At 67.4% G+C, this 18,889-nt stretch carries 21 protein-coding genes; 1 reads left to right on the plus strand and 20 read right to left on the minus strand.

Features of this window, described 5'->3' with window-relative positions; genetic code table 11:
- Window positions 1–245 precede the first annotated feature (245 nt).
- The 18 genes from IEX32_RS04805 to IEX32_RS04890 form a co-directional block, all read right to left on the minus strand.
- Complete coding sequence (locus tag IEX32_RS04805) at window positions 246–617, minus strand: flagellar export chaperone FliS (RefSeq protein WP_188769016.1); 372 nt, start codon at window positions 615–617, stop codon at window positions 246–248.
- A 1-nt stretch (window position 618) separates the two neighbouring features.
- Window positions 619–2,052, minus strand: a complete 1,434-nt coding sequence (fliD, locus tag IEX32_RS04810; RefSeq protein WP_188769023.1) for a flagellar filament capping protein FliD — start codon at window positions 2,050–2,052, stop codon at window positions 619–621.
- 44 nt (window positions 2,053–2,096) lie between these two features.
- Window positions 2,097–3,236, minus strand: coding sequence for an EscU/YscU/HrcU family type III secretion system export apparatus switch protein (locus IEX32_RS04815; protein WP_188769025.1), 1,140 nt, complete (start codon window positions 3,234–3,236; stop codon window positions 2,097–2,099).
- Window positions 3,233–4,015: a flagellar biosynthetic protein FliR gene (fliR, locus tag IEX32_RS04820; RefSeq protein ID WP_188769027.1), complete on the minus strand. Its 783-nt coding sequence runs from the start codon at window positions 4,013–4,015 to the stop codon at window positions 3,233–3,235. Before fliR ends, IEX32_RS04815 begins: the two co-directional genes overlap by 4 nt.
- Window positions 4,012–4,302: a flagellar biosynthetic protein FliQ gene (locus tag IEX32_RS04825; RefSeq protein ID WP_188769029.1), complete on the minus strand. Its 291-nt coding sequence runs from the start codon at window positions 4,300–4,302 to the stop codon at window positions 4,012–4,014. The genes fliR and IEX32_RS04825 overlap by 4 nt, the downstream gene beginning before the upstream one ends.
- An 8-nt stretch (window positions 4,303–4,310) precedes the next feature.
- Window positions 4,311–5,063: a flagellar type III secretion system pore protein FliP gene (gene fliP / locus IEX32_RS04830; protein WP_308421022.1), complete on the minus strand. Its 753-nt coding sequence runs from the start codon at window positions 5,061–5,063 to the stop codon at window positions 4,311–4,313.
- 128 nt (window positions 5,064–5,191) lie between these two features.
- The gene (locus IEX32_RS04835) at window positions 5,192–5,461 is read right to left on the minus strand and encodes a flagellar biosynthetic protein FliO (protein WP_188769031.1); all 270 of its coding nucleotides are present in this window, start codon (window positions 5,459–5,461) and stop codon (window positions 5,192–5,194) included.
- A 6-nt stretch (window positions 5,462–5,467) separates the two neighbouring features.
- A complete protein-coding gene (gene fliN, locus IEX32_RS04840) occupies window positions 5,468–5,767 on the minus strand; it encodes a flagellar motor switch protein FliN (RefSeq protein WP_188769032.1) in 300 nt (99 codons plus the stop codon).
- A gap of 20 nt (window positions 5,768–5,787) precedes the next feature.
- A complete protein-coding gene (locus tag IEX32_RS04845) occupies window positions 5,788–6,684 on the minus strand; it encodes a FliM/FliN family flagellar motor switch protein (RefSeq protein WP_229736072.1) in 897 nt (298 codons plus the stop codon).
- A 7-nt stretch (window positions 6,685–6,691) separates the two neighbouring features.
- Window positions 6,692–7,276, minus strand: a complete 585-nt coding sequence (locus IEX32_RS04850; RefSeq protein ID WP_188769034.1) for a flagellar basal body-associated FliL family protein — start codon at window positions 7,274–7,276, stop codon at window positions 6,692–6,694.
- Between the two features lie 26 nt (window positions 7,277–7,302).
- Complete coding sequence (locus IEX32_RS04855; RefSeq protein WP_229736075.1) at window positions 7,303–9,063, minus strand: hypothetical protein; 1,761 nt, start codon at window positions 9,061–9,063, stop codon at window positions 7,303–7,305.
- A gap of 8 nt (window positions 9,064–9,071) precedes the next feature.
- Window positions 9,072–9,497, minus strand: coding sequence for a hypothetical protein (locus IEX32_RS04860; protein WP_188769037.1), 426 nt, complete (start codon window positions 9,495–9,497; stop codon window positions 9,072–9,074).
- Window positions 9,498–9,543: 46 nt separating this feature from the next.
- The gene (locus tag IEX32_RS04865) at window positions 9,544–10,866 is read right to left on the minus strand and encodes a FliI/YscN family ATPase (protein ID WP_188769040.1); all 1,323 of its coding nucleotides are present in this window, start codon (window positions 10,864–10,866) and stop codon (window positions 9,544–9,546) included.
- Between the two features lie 7 nt (window positions 10,867–10,873).
- Entirely contained in the window at window positions 10,874–11,494 is a 621-nt protein-coding gene (locus IEX32_RS04870; protein ID WP_188769042.1) for a FliH/SctL family protein, read from the minus strand.
- An 8-nt stretch (window positions 11,495–11,502) separates the two neighbouring features.
- On the minus strand, window positions 11,503–12,510 hold the full coding sequence (fliG, locus tag IEX32_RS04875) for a flagellar motor switch protein FliG (protein ID WP_188769044.1): 1,008 nt from the start codon (window positions 12,508–12,510) through the stop codon (window positions 11,503–11,505).
- Window positions 12,507–14,258, minus strand: a complete 1,752-nt coding sequence (gene fliF, locus IEX32_RS04880) for a flagellar basal-body MS-ring/collar protein FliF (protein WP_188769046.1) — start codon at window positions 14,256–14,258, stop codon at window positions 12,507–12,509. The genes fliG and fliF overlap by 4 nt, the downstream gene beginning before the upstream one ends.
- A 6-nt stretch (window positions 14,259–14,264) precedes the next feature.
- The gene (gene fliE, locus IEX32_RS04885; protein WP_188769048.1) at window positions 14,265–14,657 is read right to left on the minus strand and encodes a flagellar hook-basal body complex protein FliE; all 393 of its coding nucleotides are present in this window, start codon (window positions 14,655–14,657) and stop codon (window positions 14,265–14,267) included.
- The gene (locus IEX32_RS04890) at window positions 14,654–15,955 is read right to left on the minus strand and encodes a sigma-54 interaction domain-containing protein (protein WP_188769053.1); all 1,302 of its coding nucleotides are present in this window, start codon (window positions 15,953–15,955) and stop codon (window positions 14,654–14,656) included. Before IEX32_RS04890 ends, fliE begins: the two co-directional genes overlap by 4 nt.
- Window positions 15,956–16,215: 260 nt before the next feature.
- On the opposite strand from IEX32_RS04890, the gene IEX32_RS04895 reads away from it, so the two are divergent.
- Window positions 16,216–17,040: a flagellin N-terminal helical domain-containing protein gene (locus IEX32_RS04895; RefSeq protein ID WP_188769054.1), complete on the plus strand. Its 825-nt coding sequence runs from the start codon at window positions 16,216–16,218 to the stop codon at window positions 17,038–17,040.
- Window positions 17,041–17,369: 329 nt separating this feature from the next.
- Here IEX32_RS04895 and IEX32_RS04900 read toward each other — a convergent pair whose 3' ends face one another.
- Window positions 17,370–17,792 carry a nuclear transport factor 2 family protein gene (locus IEX32_RS04900; RefSeq protein WP_188769055.1) on the minus strand — a complete coding sequence of 141 codons (423 nt, stop codon included), beginning with the start codon at window positions 17,790–17,792 and terminating at the stop codon, window positions 17,370–17,372.
- A gap of 257 nt (window positions 17,793–18,049) precedes the next feature.
- The gene (locus IEX32_RS04905; RefSeq protein ID WP_188769057.1) at window positions 18,050–18,889 is read right to left on the minus strand and encodes a flagellar motor protein MotB; all 840 of its coding nucleotides are present in this window, start codon (window positions 18,887–18,889) and stop codon (window positions 18,050–18,052) included.

Here is an 18,889-nt window from a genome sequence, read left to right on the forward strand (position 1 = left end):
AAGGAGCCCAGATCCAATGGATGTTCACGACCCAAACGGCGCGCGAAAAACTCCGCAAGGCCTACCCCGTCAAAGAGTCATAATCTCTGTGGCGTGGTACTAGGGGGATATTCGCAGTCGGTTACAGGCGCGCGCGGGGATGGTTCCGATTTCGAGTTATTTCCGGGCCGTTGGCGGACGGGTCGTGCTGTTCCGCCAGTATTGTTCACCGGAATCGTGCAATATCGTCCGACGCCGGCTCGGTATCAGCCCTGCTGCAGCGCGCGGCCGATCTCCATGAAGTCCGCGCGCAGCGTCTCGACCTTGTGCGGATCGAACGAGATCGCGCAGTCGAGAAGCGTGCGCCTGGCCGATTCGTAGAGGTGCTTGAGTGCCCCCGCGACGTCCGAATCGCCGGACACGCCGAGTTGCAGCGCGGTGATCGCCGTCAGGGCGCGGGTCATCGAGCTGCTTTTCAGGCTGTTGTCGCCGATGCCGTGGGCATGGATCGCTGTGCCGAGCGCGCTGACGAGATGCTCGTAGCACAAGTGGACCAGCTCGGCCGGGCTCGCGCCATGCACGCGCGCGTCGAAGTCGACGCGGCGGTAGGCTTCGTGGGGGGTTCTGTGGGCCAGCATATCAGTCGTTCGAGCTATTCCAGGCGTCGATCTGGTTCTGGAGGAACGTCAGCGTCGACTGGGACGAGGTGATCCGCGATTCGGTGACCGCGAAGCGGGAAATGAGCTGGATGCGAAGCGCCTCCTGCTTTTCGGACAGCTCGGTCAGATCCTCGGAGGCCTGCGTGAGCTGCTTGTTGTAACGCTTGATCGAGCTTCCCAGCGATCCGGGATCGGTGGTGCTGGAGGCCCCGCGGTAAAGCTTGTCGAAGCTGGAGTAGACCCCGTGAATGCCGGTCGTGAACATCGCGACGACGCCGTCGGGATCCGCCTCCATGGTCGCGTTGAACCGGCTCGTGTCGAACGTGAATGTGCCGTCGCGTTCGGTCTTGAGGCCAAGATCGGCCAGCGTCCTGGCGGTGCCGGTCGCGTTGGGCATCACCACCGCGCCGGCGAACTGCGAGAGCTTGCGCTTGAGCGCCCGCGTCCCGCTGTCGTTGGCGAGATCGCCGCCGATGCCAGTTGCCGCGTTGAGTTCGCTCATGATCTCGTTGAGCGCGTCGGTGAAGTCCCGCATCGCCGAGGCAATGGTGTCCTTCGGATCGTTGAAGCTGATCGTCGTGGGCGAACCGGCATTCGTCCCCGTGAGGGTCAACTTGACGCCCGGAATGGCGTTGGCCGCAGTGTTCGAGCTGGCGGTCATCGAAAGGCCGTCGATCTTGAACGCGGCGTCCGTCGCGCCGGCGAGCAGTTGGCCGGATCCCGACGACGGGGTCCAGGCAAGATTGGAAAGCCCGGGATCGGCCACGTCTTCCGCCGCTTCGAGAATGAAGCCGTTGGCCGCGCCTTCCTGCCCGCGCAGGACAAGCTGCGCGCCGTCCACCGTGTTGGCGATATAGGCGGTCACGCCGGAATTCTTGGCATTGATCGCGGTCGCCACGTCGGCAAGCGTGGCGCCGCTCGCAACGGTGATGTCGACCGCGGCGTGCCCCGTATCCTCGGTGAAGGTCATTCCCGAGACGGTGCCGAAGCGCAGAGTGAGCGTGCCCGCGCCGACCGTGTCGGTCGATGCGGTATAGGCGTTGCTGGCAAGACGTTGCCCGCTCGCCAGTTGCGTGACCTCGAGCGAGTAATTGCCCTTGGTGGTCGCCGTGCCGGTCAGCGCGGCCGTCGCGACCGAGCCGTTGGCGACCATCGGCGTGCGGGCGAGTTCGCCGGAACGGACCAGCGTGCCGAGCGAGGTATTGAGGTTCAGCATCATCGACCGGATGTTCGAAGCCGCGGAAATCTGCGCTTCGAGCGTTTCGGACTTGGCGGTCAGCCGGTCGCTGCGGGCCGCGAACTGCGCGGCCGAAAGGTTCGTGGCCAGTGCCCCGAAATCGATCCCGCTTCCCGCGCCGAGCGACTGGATCAGCGACGACGTTGCCGACGTCGATGAGGAGGTGCTGTCTACCATGGGTCTTCAGAACGGTCCTGTTGCGTGCGAGTTAAGGGCATGAGTCAGGAAACCGAGGCCGGATCGAGGCGGCCCTCCGCGTCGAAGCGCAGGGTGACCGGCACCGCGACTTCCGGCCGGACCCGCTTCTCGCCGCGCTTGAGCGACAGCACGAAGGCGAGGATCGAGGCGACGGCGGCATAGTGTTCCTCGCGGATCATCTGGCGCTCGCGGGTGGTGTAGAACACCGAGCGGGCCAGCGCGGGGTATTCGAGCACCGGTACCGCGTATTCGGCGGCCAGCTCGCGCATCGCCAGCGCCTTCTCGCCGCGGCCCTTGGCGAGGACGATCGGCGCGTGGGCCTTGTCCGGGTCATAGGCGAGCGCGACCGAGAAGTGCGTCGGGTTGGTGATGATGAACTGCGCTTCCTTCATCGCCGGGATCAGGCCGCCCATGGCGATCTTGCGCTGACGGTCCCTGATTGCCGCCTTCTTCTCGGGCGAGCCTTCGCTTTCCTTGTTCTCGTCGCGCATTTCCTGGAGCGTCATCTTCAGGCGCATGAGGCGGCGCACCATCTGCACCGGCATATCGATCATGGCGATCACGAACAGGCCGGCGGCGAGCAGGAACAGCAGCAGGATCACGCCGTTCCAGGCATAGGCAAGCTGGCCCCACAAGTCGCCGCGTCCAAGGCGGGCGATGGTTTCGATCCGCCCGCTGGCCCAGAACCAGGCGATCGCGCCGAGCAGACCGACCTTGGCGACGCCCTTGGCCATCTCGATCCAGCCGGTCGGCCCGAACATGCGCTTGAGGCCGGAAGCGGGATTGATGCGCGATGCCTTGGGCGCGATATTGCCGCCGATCCAGCGGCCCTCGCCGAAGCCGAGCTGCGAGACGAGCGAGACGGCGATGATCGCCAGACCCAGGACGAACACCGGCGGCAGCGCGGCGATGGCGGCGGCCTCGATCAGCTTGCCGGGCGCGAAGTCCATGATGGCGCCGCGGTCCCAGGTGAAGCCGGCGCGCAGCGTGTCGGTCAGGCGGCCAAGCACCCAGGGGCCGGCCGCCAGCAGCCAGACCGCGCCTACGGTGACCGCGCCCGCCGTCGCCAGCTCGCGCGAACGCAGCACGTCGCCTTTCTGAGCCGCGTCGCGTTTGCGCTTTTCGGTTGGCGCAAAGTTCTTTTCGCCGCTCTGTTCGCTCATGGTTTCATCAGGTCCGAAGTGGCGCCGATGGCATCGGCGGAAAGGCGCACGACCAGGTCGGTGAGCACCGGGGCGGAAATCAGCAGCGCGGCGATGCCGGCCAGCACGCCGGCGGGCAGGCCGAGCGCGAAGAGGTTGAGCGAGGGGGCCGAGCGACTCAGCACGCCGGTCACCACCTGGACAATCAGCAGCACGAGGCTGACCGGCAGTGCGATCATCACCGCCGTGGTGAACATGTAGGTGGCAAAGCCGGCGATCTCGGCGAAGCGTTCGGGGCCGAGCCAGGTCTGGCCCGGCGGAAAGGCCTTGTAGCTTTCGACCACCAGCGAGAACCACTGCAGGTGTGCGCCGAGCGCCAGGAAGATCAGCGTCACGACGACCGAGAAATACTGCCCCAGCGCGGGCGACTGCGCGCCCGAGTTGGGATCGACCGCGGTTGCCATGCTCATGCCCATCGAGCCGCTGATGATCTCGGCCGCGAGCACCGGCGCGGCGAAGGCGAGCTGCAGGATGAAGCCGAGCGAGAGGCCTACCAGAACTTCACCCGCCACCGAAACCAGGCCCGAAAGCGACAGCAGCGCTTCGGGCGCCTGAACCGGCGTCCAGGCGCAGATCAGAACGGCAATGGCTCCGGCGGCGACCACGCGCAGTTGCGGCGGCACGCTTGGCGTTCCGAACAGCGGCGCGGCGACCAGCGCCGCGCCGATGCGCGTCATCACGAAAAGCAGCCGCCAGAATTCCTGCTCCAGCGCGCCAAAGCCGAAGTCGAGGCCGATCACCGGATGACCCGCTCGGCCTGGGATATATTCGCGATCTGGGCGAAGATCTCCTGCGTGAAATCACCGATGAGGCCCATCATCGACCCGCCGAACATCACCAGCACCAGCGCGGTGATCGCCAGCTTGGGCACGAAAGTCAGCGTCTGTTCGTTGACCGAGGTGGCCGCCTGGACGATGCCCACGGCAAGGCCGACCGCGAGCGAGGCGATCAGTACCGGCGCCGCGACCAGCGCCGCGACCCAGAGCATCTTGTCGGCAAGGCTGAGGAGGTTGGAGATGTCGTCCATGGTTCAGCCTAACCGAAACTCGATGCCAGCGAGCCCATCAGCAGCGCCCAGCCGTCGACCATGACGAAGAGGAGCAGCTTGAAGGGCAGCGAGACGACCATCGGGCTCATCATCATCATGCCGAGCGACATCAGCACCGAGGAGACGACGAGGTCGATCACCAGGAATGGCAGGAACAGCATGAAACCGATCTGGAACGCGGTCTTGAGTTCGCTGGTGACGAAGGCCGGCAGCAGGATCGAGAAGGGCACGTCGGCCGGCCGGGCGAACCTGGGCGCGCCTGCCATCTCGGCAAACATCATCAGGTCGCGTTCGCGGGTCTGGCGGATCATGAACTTGTGGAATTCATCGCCGGCATTGGCGATGGCCTGTTCGGCATTGAGGGTCCCGGCGGAGTAGGGCGCGATCGCGGTCTGGTTCACGCGCTCCAGCGTGGGCGCCATGATGAACAGCGAGAGGAACAGCGAAAGCCCGATCAGCACCTGGTTGGGCGGCGATTGTTGCAGGCCCAGCGCCTGACGCAGGATCGCCAGCACCACCAGGATGCGGGTGAAGCTGGTCATCATCAGGATCAGGCTGGGCAGGATCGTGAGAAGCCCCATGATGAGCAGGAGCTGGAGCGAGAGACCCATGCCCGGGCCTTCGGTGCCGCCGAGCGAACCGAAGGCCCGGTCGAGCGCGCCGGGGATCGCGGAGTCTGAAGGGGCGGCCGGCATCTGCGCCTGGGCGAAGGCCACGGCGGGGAGGAGGAATGCTGAGATGGTTGCGCCCAGCCCGGCGAGAATGCCCACCCGGCTGCGACTACCCTTGCCTGCGGCAAGGCAAGTCTCGCTCCCCTCCCGCAGGCGGGAGGGGCTGGGGGTGGGCTTGGTCAGCGCTACGCGGCCGGTCACTCCGCGATCCTTTCACGCGCCGGCGCTTCGGCGAGCCGTGTGAGGCCGCCGCGCGAGGCCGAGACGAGGATCTCGCGCCCGTGGAACTCGATCACCGCGAGTTTGAGCGTGGGCGAGAGCATGGTCGTCTCGACGATGCGGATCGATTTCGATCCGGCGCCGATCCCGGCCTTCTCCTGCATCTTCTTCGCCAGCTTGAGACAGCCCCAGGCTATCGCGGCGATCAGCGGCAGCAGGATGATCAGCTTGAGGATGTACCAGAGCATCGAGTGTCAGGCCTCCGCGCCGACGGGCAGCGGGATCGCGCTCTCGTCGGCGGCATCCTCGGCGCCGACCATCGCGACGATGCGCAGGCCGAAGCGGCCGTTGTGCGACACGACTTCGCCCTTGGCGATCGGCTTGCCGTTGACCAGCACGTCGAGCAGTTCGTCGGTCATGCGGTCCAGCACGACGACGCTCTCGGGGCCGAGCGAGAGAATGTCCTTCAGCTTCATTTCGGTCCGGCCCAGTTCGACCGAAAGCTTGACGTCGACATCGCGCAGGAAATCGAAACCACGGGGATGAGTGCTCATGGGATGATCGTCTTTCGTTGTCAGAATGCGTTGGAAACCTGAACCGCGACGCAATCGTCGAGTTCGCCGATGGTGCCGGTGGCGATGGTGCGCTCACCGACCTTGAGCGGGACGCTGCGCGCGACCGCTACCGGCAGGACATCGCCGGGCTTGAGGCTGGAGAGGCGCGAGAAGCCGATCGTCATGTCGACCAGCACTGCCTTGACCGGCAGCGGCATCGACGCGAAGGGCTCGGCCGCCGGATCGGGCGCGGCGGCGTTCGCGCGCGCCTTGCGGGGATGGCGCGGCACGGTGATGATCCCCGCCAGCGTCGCCTGCGGGAAGGCCAGCGACAGCGACCAGGGGTCGAAACCGTCCTCCTCGACCTCGAGCGAGAGCTGGAGAAGGTCCTCACCGCGTTCGAACGGGGCGAGATGGCGCAGGCTGGTATCGCGGCGCAAGGCGCGGACCACGTGCTCCGCGTCGCCGCCGAACGCGGCCGAAAGAGCCTCGGCAACGGTCTGTTCGATGCGGGCGATGAGCAGTTCGGCGGAGAGCGGGAAGGCATCGGGCAGCGGATCGGGCACGTCGCCGCGGCCGCCGAACGTCCGGTCGACCAGCCGGAACACCGGTGCGGCCTCGAACGTCGCGAGCATCGGCCTGCCTTCGGGGCCGACGGTCATCAGCGTGTGCGAGGCAAGGCCCTCGATGTCGGCCTGGATCGAGGCGAGAGTGCCGTCCATCGGCATGCCGACCCGCACCACCGGCGCATCGTCGCCCAGCATCGCCGCAAGGCCCGCGCTCAGCGTGCGGGACAGCCGTTCGCCGATCAGCGAAAGCGCGGGGACGAGCTGGTCGAGCGTCGGGCCGGTGCCCAGCAGGTCTTTGCTGTGCCTGGCCTTCACGCGTTCGGCGCCATGGGGAAGAGCGGTGTTCATGGGCGGATCACTGGACGATGAAGTTGCGGAAGTAGACGGCGTCGACGCCGCCGAAGCCTTCCTTGCGGGTCAGGACGTCGTTGATCGCGGCGGTCATTCGCTTCTGCAGGCGCTCCTTGCCGGGGATCGTGTAGACGTCGTCCTCCGCCGTGTCGGCGATGATGGCGAGAAGCTGTGAACGGATCGCCAGCTCGTGCTTCCTGAGCCAGATCAGCACGCGTCCGTCGCGGCGCGTGGAACAGACCAGCGAGATCTGGACGAGCGCTTCGGAGTTCTTGAGGTTCGAAGTGAAATCCTCGCCGAAGGTGAAGTAGGCCGTGCGGTATTCATCGCCGCCCTCGCCATCGACATCGATCGCGCCTTCGTCCTTGTCCTTGTTGACCGGGGCGTAAGGATCGACTTCGCCCTTGCGGATCAGCTTGGGCGTGTTGTCTTCCTTTTCCTGCTGATGGCCGCCGCCGATCACGCCGGCCTGGACCAGGCCGAACATGCCTCCGCCGCCCACGGCCAGAAGGCCGGCCGCGCCCAGGATCAGGCCGAGCTTGCCCTTGGCCTTCTTGGACTTGCCTTCCTTCGCAGACTTGTCGCTCATGTGAAGTTCCCCCGAAATTTCAGATGTCAGGCGTAGATGCCGCTACGCTGGTTGTCGGTGCCGGTCCGGCCGGATGACCCGGTCCGGTCCTGCTGCGCGCCGGCCGAACTGGCCTGCCCGCGATGAAAAGCGCGCTCGCCTTGCTCGGCGCGGGCCTGCGCGGCCTGCTGCTGCCCCTGGCCATTGCCCGAGGAGGCGGACTGCTGCTGGGCCGCGCTCTGCTGCTGCTGCTGTTGCTGGTTCTGCTGGCCTTCGCCGCGCTGCTGTTCGCCATTGCCGGCGGCATGGCCTGCCAAGGAGGCGGCCACGGCGGTCTGGACGGCGGAAGTGAAGCCCGGGTCGGCGTTTGCCATGGTCACGCTCAGCTTCGCGTCGTCATGACGGAACTGGAGCGAGACCCTGCCGAACTCGGCATGCTGGAGCGCGGTGCGCACGACCTGCGGCGAAGCGGCCTCGCGCGCTTCGGTCAGGCGTTCGACGAGCGTGGCGAAATCGTGCGGCTGCTCGGCGCTCGCCGGAGCGGACGTCGCGGCGAGCGCGGGATCCGCCGGGCGGGCGGCGGCAGCGGCCTGCGCAAGGTTGAAGAGGGGCTGCTGCGGCGCGCTCTGGATGGCCGGGCTCGTGACTTCGGGGCCGGACGGGGCTTCGGCGGTCATGGGCGAAGCAGGCATGGCGGGGGCGGATGCTTTCGGCTCGGCCCTTGCATCCGTGGTCATCACTCTGGCCTCAGGGGCGGTGGCGGGCGCGGCCTGTGCGCCGATGACCGGCGACGGCGCGGGGGTGAAGATTCTCGGAGCAGCGGATGCTGCCCGCTCGTCCCCTCCGGCAGTGCCGGACGCGGCGGAGGCGGTGCGTGTGTCGGCTGCGGTTGCAGGTTCGGCGGTGGCTGGCGCAGTGGTCGTGGCGGCAGACGCGGGCGCGGGCCTGATGGTGACTGCGGCGACTGGTTCAGCGACAGCGGTCGGCGCGGCATTGTTGGCGATTTCAGGCGTGGCCCTGACCGTGGCTGCCGGAACGGTTTCGCGAGCCGCCATCGCAGGCGTTGTTGCCGCGCCCGTCATGCCGGGCACCGGCATCTGTGCGGCGCTGGCTGTCGCCGAACGGAAGGTGGTGGCGGACGCTGCCGGCGGAGCCTCGCCCCCGACTTGCGGCTGTGCGTCGGCGAGAATGATCGGAGAGAGGCTGACGCGCATGACCTGCGCGCGGGCAATGCCATCGGCGGCCGCCTGTCCAATGATCGGCACGCTCGCCATGATGCGCGTCACTTGCGCGGTGGCTTCGGGAAGCGTCGGACGCGGGATGGCCGGGGCGGGCGCGGCGGAAACGGGACCCGCTGCCCGGAATTCGACAGGACTGTCGTTACCGGGCAGCGGTGGGACGATGAGCGGCAGGACGGGAATGGCAGCCGCGATGGGCACGTCTGCCTGATCTGAAGCCGCGTCGTCGGGAGCTTCGTGGGTTTCGGGGGCACTGGGAATGGCAAGGCCGGTATCGGTGGTTCCGGCAACGGCGGGGGCGGCAACCGGCAAAGTCTTGCCGCCTTCCTTGCCGGCATTGCCGCTCGGCAACCCGGCAAGCGACGCCGCGATGGCGGCAGCCATGTCTTGCGCGGCGGTTTCGGGTGTGGCGGTGAGGCTGCCGGCCGCGCCCAGGAGAGCGGCGAAACCGGCCGATTCCGCGCCCTGCGCCGACGCCGAGGGCATCATGCCGTTCGTGCCGGGGGCATTCGCCGAAATCAAAGGAGCCGAAACCTGGATCATGCCTTGCTGGACCTCGCGGTTAACCATGCAAGGTACTAATCAAGATCCGTGCCAGATCCCTTTCTGCCGCCAAGAGCCGGGCTTTGCGCCGCCTTGGCGATCATGCGTTCCTGCAGGAGCGCGCGTTCCTCGATGGCGGCGCGGCGACGCTCCGCCTCGGCGAGCAGGCGCTGCTTGGCATCGGCGATGGACTGGGCGCGCAGGGCATCGCCGTCGGTCGATTTGCTCAAGGCCTGAAGGCCGCTGACGAAGCTCCCGACCTGGTGAAGCGCGGCACCGTCGTCCATCTCGCGGCGGCTGGCATAGTCGCTCGCCATCTGGCGCGTGCGTTCGGACAGCGCGCGCAGCTGGGTGAGCGTGCTTTCCGCCTGCGCCGATTCCAGCGCGGCGGTCTGCTTGGCGATCTCGCGGATCTTCTCGAGCCGCCGCAGCCGCGCGAGGCGCTTGCGATCTTCCTTCACGGCGTGGCTCCGCGCTCATGACGTTTCACGGGCAGGCGCATGGCGCTCATCCCAACAATGCCGCGAGCTGGGCGGCGCTGTCGTCGAGGTCGATGATCTCGCCGGCGGGCTGGCACAGGAAGGCGGTCAGCAACTGGTGCATGGCGATCGCCTTGTCGAGCTGGGGATCGGCGCCGGCGCGATAGGCGCCCATCAGCACGAGATCGCGGTTGGCCTCGTAGCTGGCGATGAGTGCGCGGAACTGGCGGGCGAGCTGCTGGTGGCCGGAGGTCACGATGTCGTTCATCACGCGGCTCAGGGAAGCGGCGATGTCGACGGCCGGGTACTGGCCGCGCTGCGCGAGATCGCGCGAGAGCACGATGTGCCCGTCGAGGATTGAGCGGGCGGTGTCGACCACGGGGTCGTCCTGGTTGTCGCCGTCGGCGAGCACTGTGTAGAGCCCGGTGACCGAACCGCCGCTTGCCGCCGAATTGCCCGCGCGCTCGACCAGCTTGGTGATCGTCGCGAGCGCGGAAGGGGGATAACCGCGCGCCGCGCCCGGCTCGCCGAGCAAAAGACCGATTTCGCGCGCGGCATGGGCGACGCGGGTCAGGCTGTCGAGGATGAGCAGCACGCGCTTGCCTTGCGCGCGGAAGTGTTCGGCCATAGACGTCGCGAGCATCGCGCCGCGCAGGCGCAGGTTGGGCGCGTGATCGGCGGGAACCGCGACCACGACGGTCTTGCCCTTCTTTTCGGCGTTCATGTGCCGCTCGACGAAATCGGAGACTTCGCGGGCGCGCTCGCCGATCAGGCCGACGATGATGACATCGGCCGAAGCGCCGCGCGCGATCATGTCGATCAGCACCGACTTGCCGACGCCGGAGCCGGCCATCACGCCGATGCGCTGACCGACGCCGAAGGTGGTGAGGGCATTGAGCGAACGCACGCCGGTGTCGAAGCATTCGCGCACCGGGCTGCGGTCCAGCGCGGACGTGCGTATGCCGCCGGCCGGCCATTCCAGGCGGGTGTGGATCGGCAGGCCCCCGTCGATCGGGTGGCCCTCGCCGTCGACCGCGCGGCCCAGGAAAGCATCGCCCACCGGCAGCATGCCGGGGCGCCCTTCGGGACAGACGCGCGCGCCGGGGCGCAGCAGGATCGTGTCGCCGAGCAGCATCATCATCGTCTTGCCGTTGCGAAAGCCGATGACTTCGGCCGAGAGCGTCTTGCCGCGGCCATGGCCGACGCGGCACATCGCGCCCACCGGCACGGACAGCCCGCTTACTTCGAGTAGGCCGCCGTCGCAGGCCGTGACCAGGCCGAAGCGGCGCGGCGAGAGATCGACCGGCTCGTCGGCAAGGTCGGCAAGGATCGGGTTCCAGAGCTTCAGCACGGGCCGGTCAGCAATGCTGGAGCGCTTCGGCGATGGCGAGGCGCCAGGTCGCCGGGCCGTCCTCGACGCCGCCATTGGCGGTTTCGATGCGGATCGTGCCGCGCTCCATCGCCGGGTCGGGCTCGATTGTCCATTCGGCCGACATGCGCTGCGAAATCAGCCGGATGTCTTCCGGGTGAAGCCGGATCAGGCGGTCGTCATCCGCGCGCGACAGCATCGCGATGGCCGCTTCGATCCGGCGCAGCAGCGCGTCCTGGTCGATGGCGAGCGGCGCCACCGCGCTTTCGCACAGCGCCGCGACGGTCTCGCGAAGGCGCATGCGCAGTTCCTCTTCCTGTTCTGCGTCGAGGCGGGTTAGCGCCAGCGCCAGCCCTTCGCGCGCGGCCGCCTCCGCCTCGGCCCTGGCCCTGGCTTCTTCCAGCGCCTGTTCGTAACCGGCGGCAAAGCCCTGGGCGAAGGCCTCGTCCACGGGATCGGGCGGCGCAGGCCCCTCCTCGATCGGCTTTGATGGCGGTTCCGGCGGCGCAAGCGCGCCGAACCGTGCGTCCGCGCGAAAGCCCGAGGGCTGGGCGAGCGCCTCGAACAGGCTGGCGCCCTGGACCGGAATCTTGAATCCGAGGTCAGACATGGCGGCGCTCAGACATATTCATCGTCGCCGCCGCCGAACACGATCGCGCCGTCGGCCGCGAGCTTGCGGGCGGTGACCACGATCTCCTTCTGCGCCGCGACGACATCGGCCAGCTTGGTGCGTCCGCGCGCGGCGATCTCGTCCTTGACGCCGTCGGCAGCGCGGCTCGACATGGCCCGGAAGAAGAACTCGCGTTCGTCCTCGGTGATGCCCTTGAGCGCATCGATCAGGGCATCGTTGGGAATGTCGCGCAGCAGCGTGCCCATCGACATCGGATCGAGCACGAAGAGGTGCTCGAACTTGAACATCTCGTTCTCGATCTGCTTCGCGAGCGCCTTGTCGAGCTTGCCGATCTCGCCCATTATGCGCTTTTCCAGTACCTTGCCGGCGCCGTTGATGATGTCGGCGGCTTCCTTCGGCCCGCCCATGGCGAGCGGGCGCTGGCCGTGGCATTCGGTGATGCGGCGGGTCAGCAGCTCCTCAAGCATGGCGAGCGCCTGCGGCGAGACCGGGCCGAGCGTGGCGATACGGTGGACGATCTGCGACTGTTCGCTGGCGGGCAGCGCGTGCAGCACTTCGGCGGCGACCACGGGGTCGAGCTGGACCAGCAGCACGGCGATCGCCTGCGGGTGTTCGCCCTTGACCAGCGGCACCAGCGCTTCCGAGGTGAGCCAGCGCGCCAGTTCCAGCGGCGACGTCTTCTGCTCCTCGGGCGCGATCTTGCGCATCACGTTCTCGGCCTTCAGCTCACCGACCGCGCGGCTCATCATCGTGCGGACCTGGCCGACGCGGTCATGCGCGACGAGGCCGAGCTTCTCGGTCTTGTCGACGAAGCCGGCAATGGCCTCGGCGATGATCTGGGGGCTGATTTCGCCGAGCGCGCACATCTTCTCGCCCAGGCGCCGCAGTTCGTCGGGTTCCAGCTCGGCAAGGATCCGCGAGGCGTGGTCGTTGTCGAGCAACATCACCATGACGGCGGCGTTGTCGGCCGGGAAAAGGGGGACGACTTCGCTCACTGGGCGAGCTCCTTCCTGTCGGCGGTCTCGGCCGGCATTTCGTTGAGCATCTGGCGCAGCGCGGCGACCGCGCTGTCCGGCCTCTCGGCGACGAGACGCTGGGCGAGGCCAAGCTGGCGGCTGAGCAGATCGGAGCGCGTGATATCGAATTCGGCGTCGTTGCCGCCCGGCAAGGCGCGCCGCCGGGACGCCCCTTGCAGGACCGGCTGCCCGTTCGCATCGAGAATGGCGTCCTCGTCGCCGTCAATTTCGTCTTCGTCGTCCCCGGCGGCACCTTTCGCGCCCTTCGGCTTGTCGCCGCGCAGGGCCTTGATCATCGGCCGCACGCCCAGCAGCAGGACGAGAAGGACCGCCAGCAGCGCGGCGCCGTAGCGCACGACCATGGCGAACCACGGCATCTGGTAGAAGGGCAGGACGGTCGGATCGGCGACCGGCTCGAAGCTGCGGGAGATCACCTTGACCTGATCCCCGCGCTGCGTGTCGGCGCCGACGGCGGCGCTGACGAGCGCCTCGATTTCCTGAATCTCGCTGCCCTTGGCGCCTTTCAGCGCCTCGGCGCTGATCGCCACCGCGACCGAGAGGCGCTTGATGCCGCCCGGCGTAGTGTTGGCGACCGAAACCTCGCGGCCGAGTTCGTAAGTGCGCGAGGAGCGGGATTCGCCGCTGGTGGGCGGTGTCGCGCTCGCCTGCGCGGCGGTGCCCTGGGGCGCGCCGGGCTGCGCCTGGGTAGCCGGCGGCGGCGTGTTGGCCAGCACGCCGGGAATGCCTGCGGCCGGCGTGGCGGCGGTCGATTGCGATTGTTGTTCGGTTTCGGTGCGGACGGCACCGTCCTTGTCATAGCTTTCGCGCGCCGATGTCACCTGGTCCATGTTGAGTTCGACCTGGATTTCCGAGGTGAAGTTGCCATCGCCGAGCATCGGACGCAGGAGCTGCGAGACCTGTTCGCGCAGTTTCGTTTCCATGCGCGATTGCAGGTCGAGCCGGTCGCTGTCGGCGCCGCCGCGGGTTTCGGACAGCAGTTCGCCGTGCTGGTCGACGACCCGCACCGCATCGGGCGAGAGGCCCGGCACCGAGCCGGCGACGAGATTTACGATCGCGCTGACCTGGCTTTCGGTCAGCGAACGGCCGCGCGCGAGGCGGACCATCACCGAGGCGGTGGGGGCCACGTTCTCGCGCACGAAGACCGACTTTTCGCCTTCCGCCAGATGTACGCGCACGCCTTCAACGCCGTCGATCTGCATGATCGTCTGCTGCAGGTCCGCCTCGCGGGCCGAGCGCAGGCGCTGGCCCTCGAGGGTACGGCTCGCGCCCATCGGCATGTTGTCGAGTATCTGCGCGCCGCTTTCCGGCGTGGCGAGCGAGCCGTCGGACGCGACCAGCATGCGGGCCTTGTAGTAGTCGCTTTCCGAAACGGTCAGCGCGCCGGTGCCGTTGTCAATCTGATAGGCGATCGAGGCCTGGTCGAGCGCGGCGGCGACGCTGGCGCGGCCGGAATCGTCGAGCTGCGCGTAAAGCGTGCGCTGCGGCGAGGGCGCGAGCGCGCTCCAGGCGAGAAGGGCTCCGCCTATGGCCGAAAGACCGACGAAAACCGGCAGGACCTTGCGGACCGCCGGCTGCGCGGTGAACGTGCCGAGGCGCGTGAGGATGCCGCCGCCCGCCGGATCGGTGAGCGGAGCGAACATCGAGGGCGCGGCGGGCAGCGAGGCCGCCGGGGCGCCGTTAGGCGTGGCTGGGACGAGCTCGGGCATGATTCATTACACCCCCATCCTCATGATGTCCTGATAGGCGGACAGCAGCTTGTTGCGGACTTGCAAGGTCGCTTCGAAAGCGACGCCGGCTTCCTGGCGGGCCAGCATGACCTTGGCGACGTCGGTCACCTCGCCGCGCTGGTACGCGTCGGTGATCGTCTCGGACTTGGCCTGGACCGCGCGGACGCCGTCGAGCGCGGACTTCAGCGTATCGGCAAAGCCCTGGGCAGGGGCCTGGACCTCGGGCTGGCTCGCGCCGCCGATGCCGCCCGTCTGCTGGGCGCCTTGCGTCGAATGAAGTTGCTGGAGCAGTTCGTTTCGCTGGATGATCTGCTGGCGCATCGCCATGATCTGTTGAATTCCTCCAGCGCCACCCCCGATGCCGGAGACGCCGCTCATCGGCGGCCTCCAGCGGCCATGCGGCCGATTTCAATCCCGGCGTCACGCATCGAGGCAAGGCGATAGCGCAGGGTCCGTTCGGAAATGCCCAGTTCGCGCGCGGCACGCACCCGGCTGCCACCGCAGGCCTCCAGCGTCTCAACGATCGCGCGGGCTTCGGAAAGCTGGACGATCGAGGAAAGCCGGCGGGGGCCATCGGTCTCTTCGGGCATGTCCGGCGCCGGGGCGACGCCGAAGCCGGCGGCGGCGACGGGCGACTGGATGAGGCGCGCGGGGCTGTCGAACACGATGTGCTCGGCGGCGATGGCCTGCTTGCCGTGGGCCAGCAGCAGCGCGCGGCGGATGACGTTCTCCAGTTCACGCACGTTGCCGGGCCAGGAGTGCAGCTTGAGCATCGCCAGCGCGGCGTCGTTCAGGCAGGGGACGTTGGCCGGGTCCGGCGCGTGACGCAGCGCCATGGCGTAAGCCAGCGGGGCGATGTCGTCGACACGCTCACGCAGCGGACGCAGCGCCAGCGGGAAGACGTTGAGGCGGTAGTAGAGGTCGGCTCGGAAGCGGCCTTCAGCCACTTCCGTCGGCAGGTCGCGGTTGGCGCAGGCGATGATGCGTACGTCGACCTTGATGGCGCGGGTCGAGCCGATCGGCACGACTTCCTGTTCCTGCAGCGCGCGCAGGAGCTTGGCCTGGAGCTGGATCGGCATCTCGGCGATCTCGTCCAGCAGCAGGGTGCCGCCGTCGGCGGCGCGCATGAAGCCTTCGCTCGCCTGGGTCGCGCCGGTGAAGGCGCCCTTCTGGTGGCCGAACAGCAAGGCCTCGAGCATGGTTTCGGGCATCGCCGCGCAGTTGACCGCGATGAACGGCCCGTCGCGGCGCTTGCTGCGGGTGTGGATGAAGCGGCTGAGCACTTCCTTGCCGGTTCCGGTCGGGCCGTTGATCAGCACCGGAATGTCGCTTTCGGCGAGACGGCCGGCGAGGGCGAAAACGGAAAGGCTTTCCGGATCGGCCGCGATCGGCTCGTCCGCGCCGGCCATCGCCGCGAGCAGCATGGCCAGCGAGCTTTCGCTCAAGGGATCTGCGTAGGTCAGAGCGACCTGCGATGCTCCCTTGCGGCCCAGCGCCGGGGCCTTGCCCCTGCTGAGGTGAACAGCACGCGTCCGTGGACGCGCAGGCCCCCCGTCAGCCGCGTCGCGCAGGTCGATGGCATCGCAGTCGAACAGCGATGCGGCGATCGCCGCGCCGCGCTGTGCGAGCGGCCCGTGTTGCCGAGCGAATTCGGTATCGAATTGAACCCCACGCATGTCTCGAAGGTCCCCCGTAATGTTTAACCAATCTCCGAGGCCGCTTATGAAGGTTAATTGGTTAATGGTTCTAAAGAATGGGCAGTAGGGGTTTGCACTAGTTTCGGACCGATTTGGGCCTTTTTGCCCCTTATCCGATCATCTTTTTGCCGGACCGGCTTAAATTTGCCGGTGGCTTGCCGGTCTGGGGTTCGGCAGCGGCGCCGGATGGGCCGGCAAAGCTGTTCGGGAATTCGGGACATTAAACGGGAGCTACCTATATGTCTGTAATCAATACCAACATCAGCGCGGTGAAGGCGGCCAACGCATCCAATTCCGCCAACAAGATGCTGAGCACGTCGATGGAGCGCCTGTCGACGGGCAAGCGCATCAACTCGGCCAAGGACGACGCCGCCGGCCTCGCCATCTCGACCTCGATGACCTCGCAGATCAAGGGCATGAGCCAGGGCATCCGCAACGCCAACGACGGCATCTCGATGGCCCAGACCGCCGACGGCGCGCTGTCGGAAGTCACCAACATGCTGCAGCGCGTCCGCGAACTGGCCGTCCAGTCCTCCTCGGGCACCTACCAGGACTCCGACCGTGACGCGATGCAGCAGGAAGTGACCGCACTGACCGAACAGATCGGTGATGTTCTCGCCAACAGCGAGTTCAACGGCAACGCGCTCTTCTCGACCACTTCGGGCACGGACGTCACCATCGACATCCAGACCGGCGCCAACTCGGGTGACACGGTCACGCTGACCTCGACCGCGATCGACGGCACCAACATCGACGCCACCGCGCTCGACGTCTCGACCGCCACCGCCGCCTCGACCACGATCGACAACGTCGATACCGCCCTTGCCGACGTCAACGCCTCGCGCGCTTCGCTGGGTGCCGGCCAGAACCGCCTCGAATCGGCAATCAACAACCTCACCAACAACGTGACGAACCTTTCAGACGCCCGTTCGCGGATCGAGGATGCCGATTATTCGGCGGAAACCACCGCCATGGCCAAGTCGCAGATCCTCTCGCAGGCTTCGACTGCCATGCTTTCGCAGGCGAACCAGAGCCAGCAGAGCGTGCTCTCGCTGCTCCGCTAAGCGGTCAAAACCGACAATAGCCTGCCTCGGCAGGCTAGGGCTCCGGCGGTGCTTTCCCCAGGCCGCCGGGGCCTTCTCCGTGCCTGCTTTCGGCGCGGACGCCCCAGGTCCGATCCGGATATATCGGATAGGTATATTTCCCCAACCATATAGGTTGCATGCCGTGCCCGTCAGTTCCGTGCTCACGCAAGTGGGGGGAGCGGGAGCGCAAAAGCGCTTCGCTTCGTCGCTCCCGCGATCACGGCCGTTCGTTCGGGCATTCCCCTCAGCGAAAACCACAAAGGGGCGCAGGCGAGCCCTTCGCAGCCTTACCCGCCGTGGCAGGATGCCTATCCAGCCATCCCCTCGGGAAACTCGTCTATCGTGAGCCTGTAGGCGCGCCACAGGAATTTCCATTCGTCTCCGATACGCAGGAGCCGGTCGTCATAGTGGCCGCAGAGTTTGAAGATCGCGCCGTTCTTCATCTTCACCACCTCGCGGGCAAAGGAACGCACGCTGGCACTGTCGCGGGCGATGTCCATGGCACCGATCTCGCCCATGAAGGCGACCGTTTCCCAGTCCTTCCATAGGCCGTCCCAGGTCTCGCGCAGCGCGTCGTGCCCGGTCGCGTCGAACAGGTGGCTCGACCAGCGACCCTCCGGGGCGAAGCAGGAAACCCATTGCTCGCGGTCGCCGCGCCAGCTCGCATCGGAATAAGTCCCGTAGAGTTCGCGGATCGCGAGACGATCCTCAACCGGCCCGGTGAATGCCATGGTCCTCTCTCCCTCAGTGTGCTTCCGAAGGTGAGGGAAAGGCGCACCCATGCGCAAGCGCCGCGACGTGCGCGGGCAAAGCGATCACTTCGGCGATGAGGGCAGGCGGCAGGGGCGGGTGGTGGCGGGAGCGGAGATGGCGACGGGGGCCGTCATCTCGGACCGGGAGACTGGAGATCGGAGTCGGTCCGATTCGCGTCCCGCCACTGATGTGGCGGAACCGAACCCGGTATCCACCACACTGAAACAGTTGGGGCTCAGTCGAGCAGAGTGATCGAGATGCGCCGGTTGCGCGGATCCTGCGGGTTGTCAGGGATCAGCAGCTCCTGGTCCGCGACGCCCTCGATGCGTTTGAAGCGGCTCTCGTCGATGCCGTCGCGCAGGAGCGCCTGGCGCGTGGCTTCGGCGCGGCCGGCGGAGAGCGACCAGTTGTTGCCGTAAGTGCCGGGGCGGTACGGCAGCGCGTCGGTGTGGCCGCGGATCGTGAGCTTGCCCCTGTCCGGCCCGACGGCCTCGGCGATCACGCCGATGAGTTCCGCGGCATCCGGCGTGAGCACGGTGGTGCCGAGGCGGAACATCGAGAAGTCGGCATCGTCGACGAGGTCGATCCGCACGCCCATCGTCGTGTCGACCAGGCGGACCTGCTTGGCCAGCTTGCGCAGGTGCTCGCTGGACTTCAGCTTCTCCTCGAGCGCGGCCTTGGCGCGGGCCGAGCGCTTGATCTTGCTGCCGCCTTCCTTGGGGCCGCCGGTGGCGTCGCGCGGGATGGTCATGGACTGGGTGCCGGTCTGGCCCGCGGCGTGGGGATACTTGTCGGCGTCGACCATCGATGAGCCGCCGAGCAGGCCGTTGGAGGAACCGGCGGCGGATTCCCTCGTCTTGACCAGCGTGGGGGTGAAGTAGTCTGCAATGCCCTTGCGCTGTTTCTCGGTCGTCGCGCCGAGAATCCACAGCAGCAGGAAAAAGGCCATCATCGCGGTCACGAAGTCGGCATAGGCCACCTTCCAGGCGCCGCCGTGGTGGCCGCCTTCGACCAGCGTGATCTTCTTGACGATGATCGGCGGCAGCGGTTCGTTCCTGCCTCGCTTGGCGGCCAT

It is taken from the genome of Novosphingobium endophyticum (assembly GCF_014640675.1).
In the GTDB taxonomy this organism is placed as follows: domain Bacteria; phylum Pseudomonadota; class Alphaproteobacteria; order Sphingomonadales; family Sphingomonadaceae; genus Novosphingobium; species Novosphingobium endophyticum.

Bases quoted from the DNA above. Each gene is read 5' to 3' on its own strand.
- IEX32_RS04805 (WP_188769016.1), bottom strand. From the start codon at position 617: ATGCTGGCCCACAGAACCCCCCACGAAGCCTACCGCCGCGTCGACTTC.
- IEX32_RS04815 (WP_188769025.1), bottom strand. From the start codon at position 3,236: ATGAGCGAACAGAGCGGCGAAAAGAACTTTGCGCCAACCGAAAAGCGC.
- fliF (WP_188769046.1), bottom strand. From the start codon at position 14,258: ATGCCCGAGCTCGTCCCAGCCACGCCTAACGGCGCCCCGGCGGCCTCG.
- IEX32_RS04895 (WP_188769054.1), top strand. From the start codon at position 16,216: ATGTCTGTAATCAATACCAACATCAGCGCGGTGAAGGCGGCCAACGCA.
- IEX32_RS04855 (WP_229736075.1), bottom strand. From the start codon at position 9,063: ATGGTTAACCGCGAGGTCCAGCAAGGCATGATCCAGGTTTCGGCTCCT.
- fliN (WP_188769032.1), bottom strand. From the start codon at position 5,767: ATGAGCACTCATCCCCGTGGTTTCGATTTCCTGCGCGATGTCGACGTC.
- IEX32_RS04845 (WP_229736072.1), bottom strand. From the start codon at position 6,684: ATGAACACCGCTCTTCCCCATGGCGCCGAACGCGTGAAGGCCAGGCAC.
- IEX32_RS04890 (WP_188769053.1), bottom strand. From the start codon at position 15,955: ATGCGTGGGGTTCAATTCGATACCGAATTCGCTCGGCAACACGGGCCG.
- IEX32_RS04900 (WP_188769055.1), bottom strand. From the start codon at position 17,792: ATGGCATTCACCGGGCCGGTTGAGGATCGTCTCGCGATCCGCGAACTC.
- IEX32_RS04905 (WP_188769057.1), bottom strand. From the start codon at position 18,889: ATGGCCGCCAAGCGAGGCAGGAACGAACCGCTGCCGCCGATCATCGTC.
- fliE (WP_188769048.1), bottom strand. From the start codon at position 14,657: ATGAGCGGCGTCTCCGGCATCGGGGGTGGCGCTGGAGGAATTCAACAG.
- IEX32_RS04825 (WP_188769029.1), bottom strand. From the start codon at position 4,302: ATGGACGACATCTCCAACCTCCTCAGCCTTGCCGACAAGATGCTCTGG.
- IEX32_RS04870 (WP_188769042.1), bottom strand. From the start codon at position 11,494: ATGTCTGACCTCGGATTCAAGATTCCGGTCCAGGGCGCCAGCCTGTTC.
- IEX32_RS04835 (WP_188769031.1), bottom strand. From the start codon at position 5,461: ATGCTCTGGTACATCCTCAAGCTGATCATCCTGCTGCCGCTGATCGCC.
- IEX32_RS04850 (WP_188769034.1), bottom strand. From the start codon at position 7,276: ATGAGCGACAAGTCTGCGAAGGAAGGCAAGTCCAAGAAGGCCAAGGGC.
- fliD (WP_188769023.1), bottom strand. From the start codon at position 2,052: ATGGTAGACAGCACCTCCTCATCGACGTCGGCAACGTCGTCGCTGATC.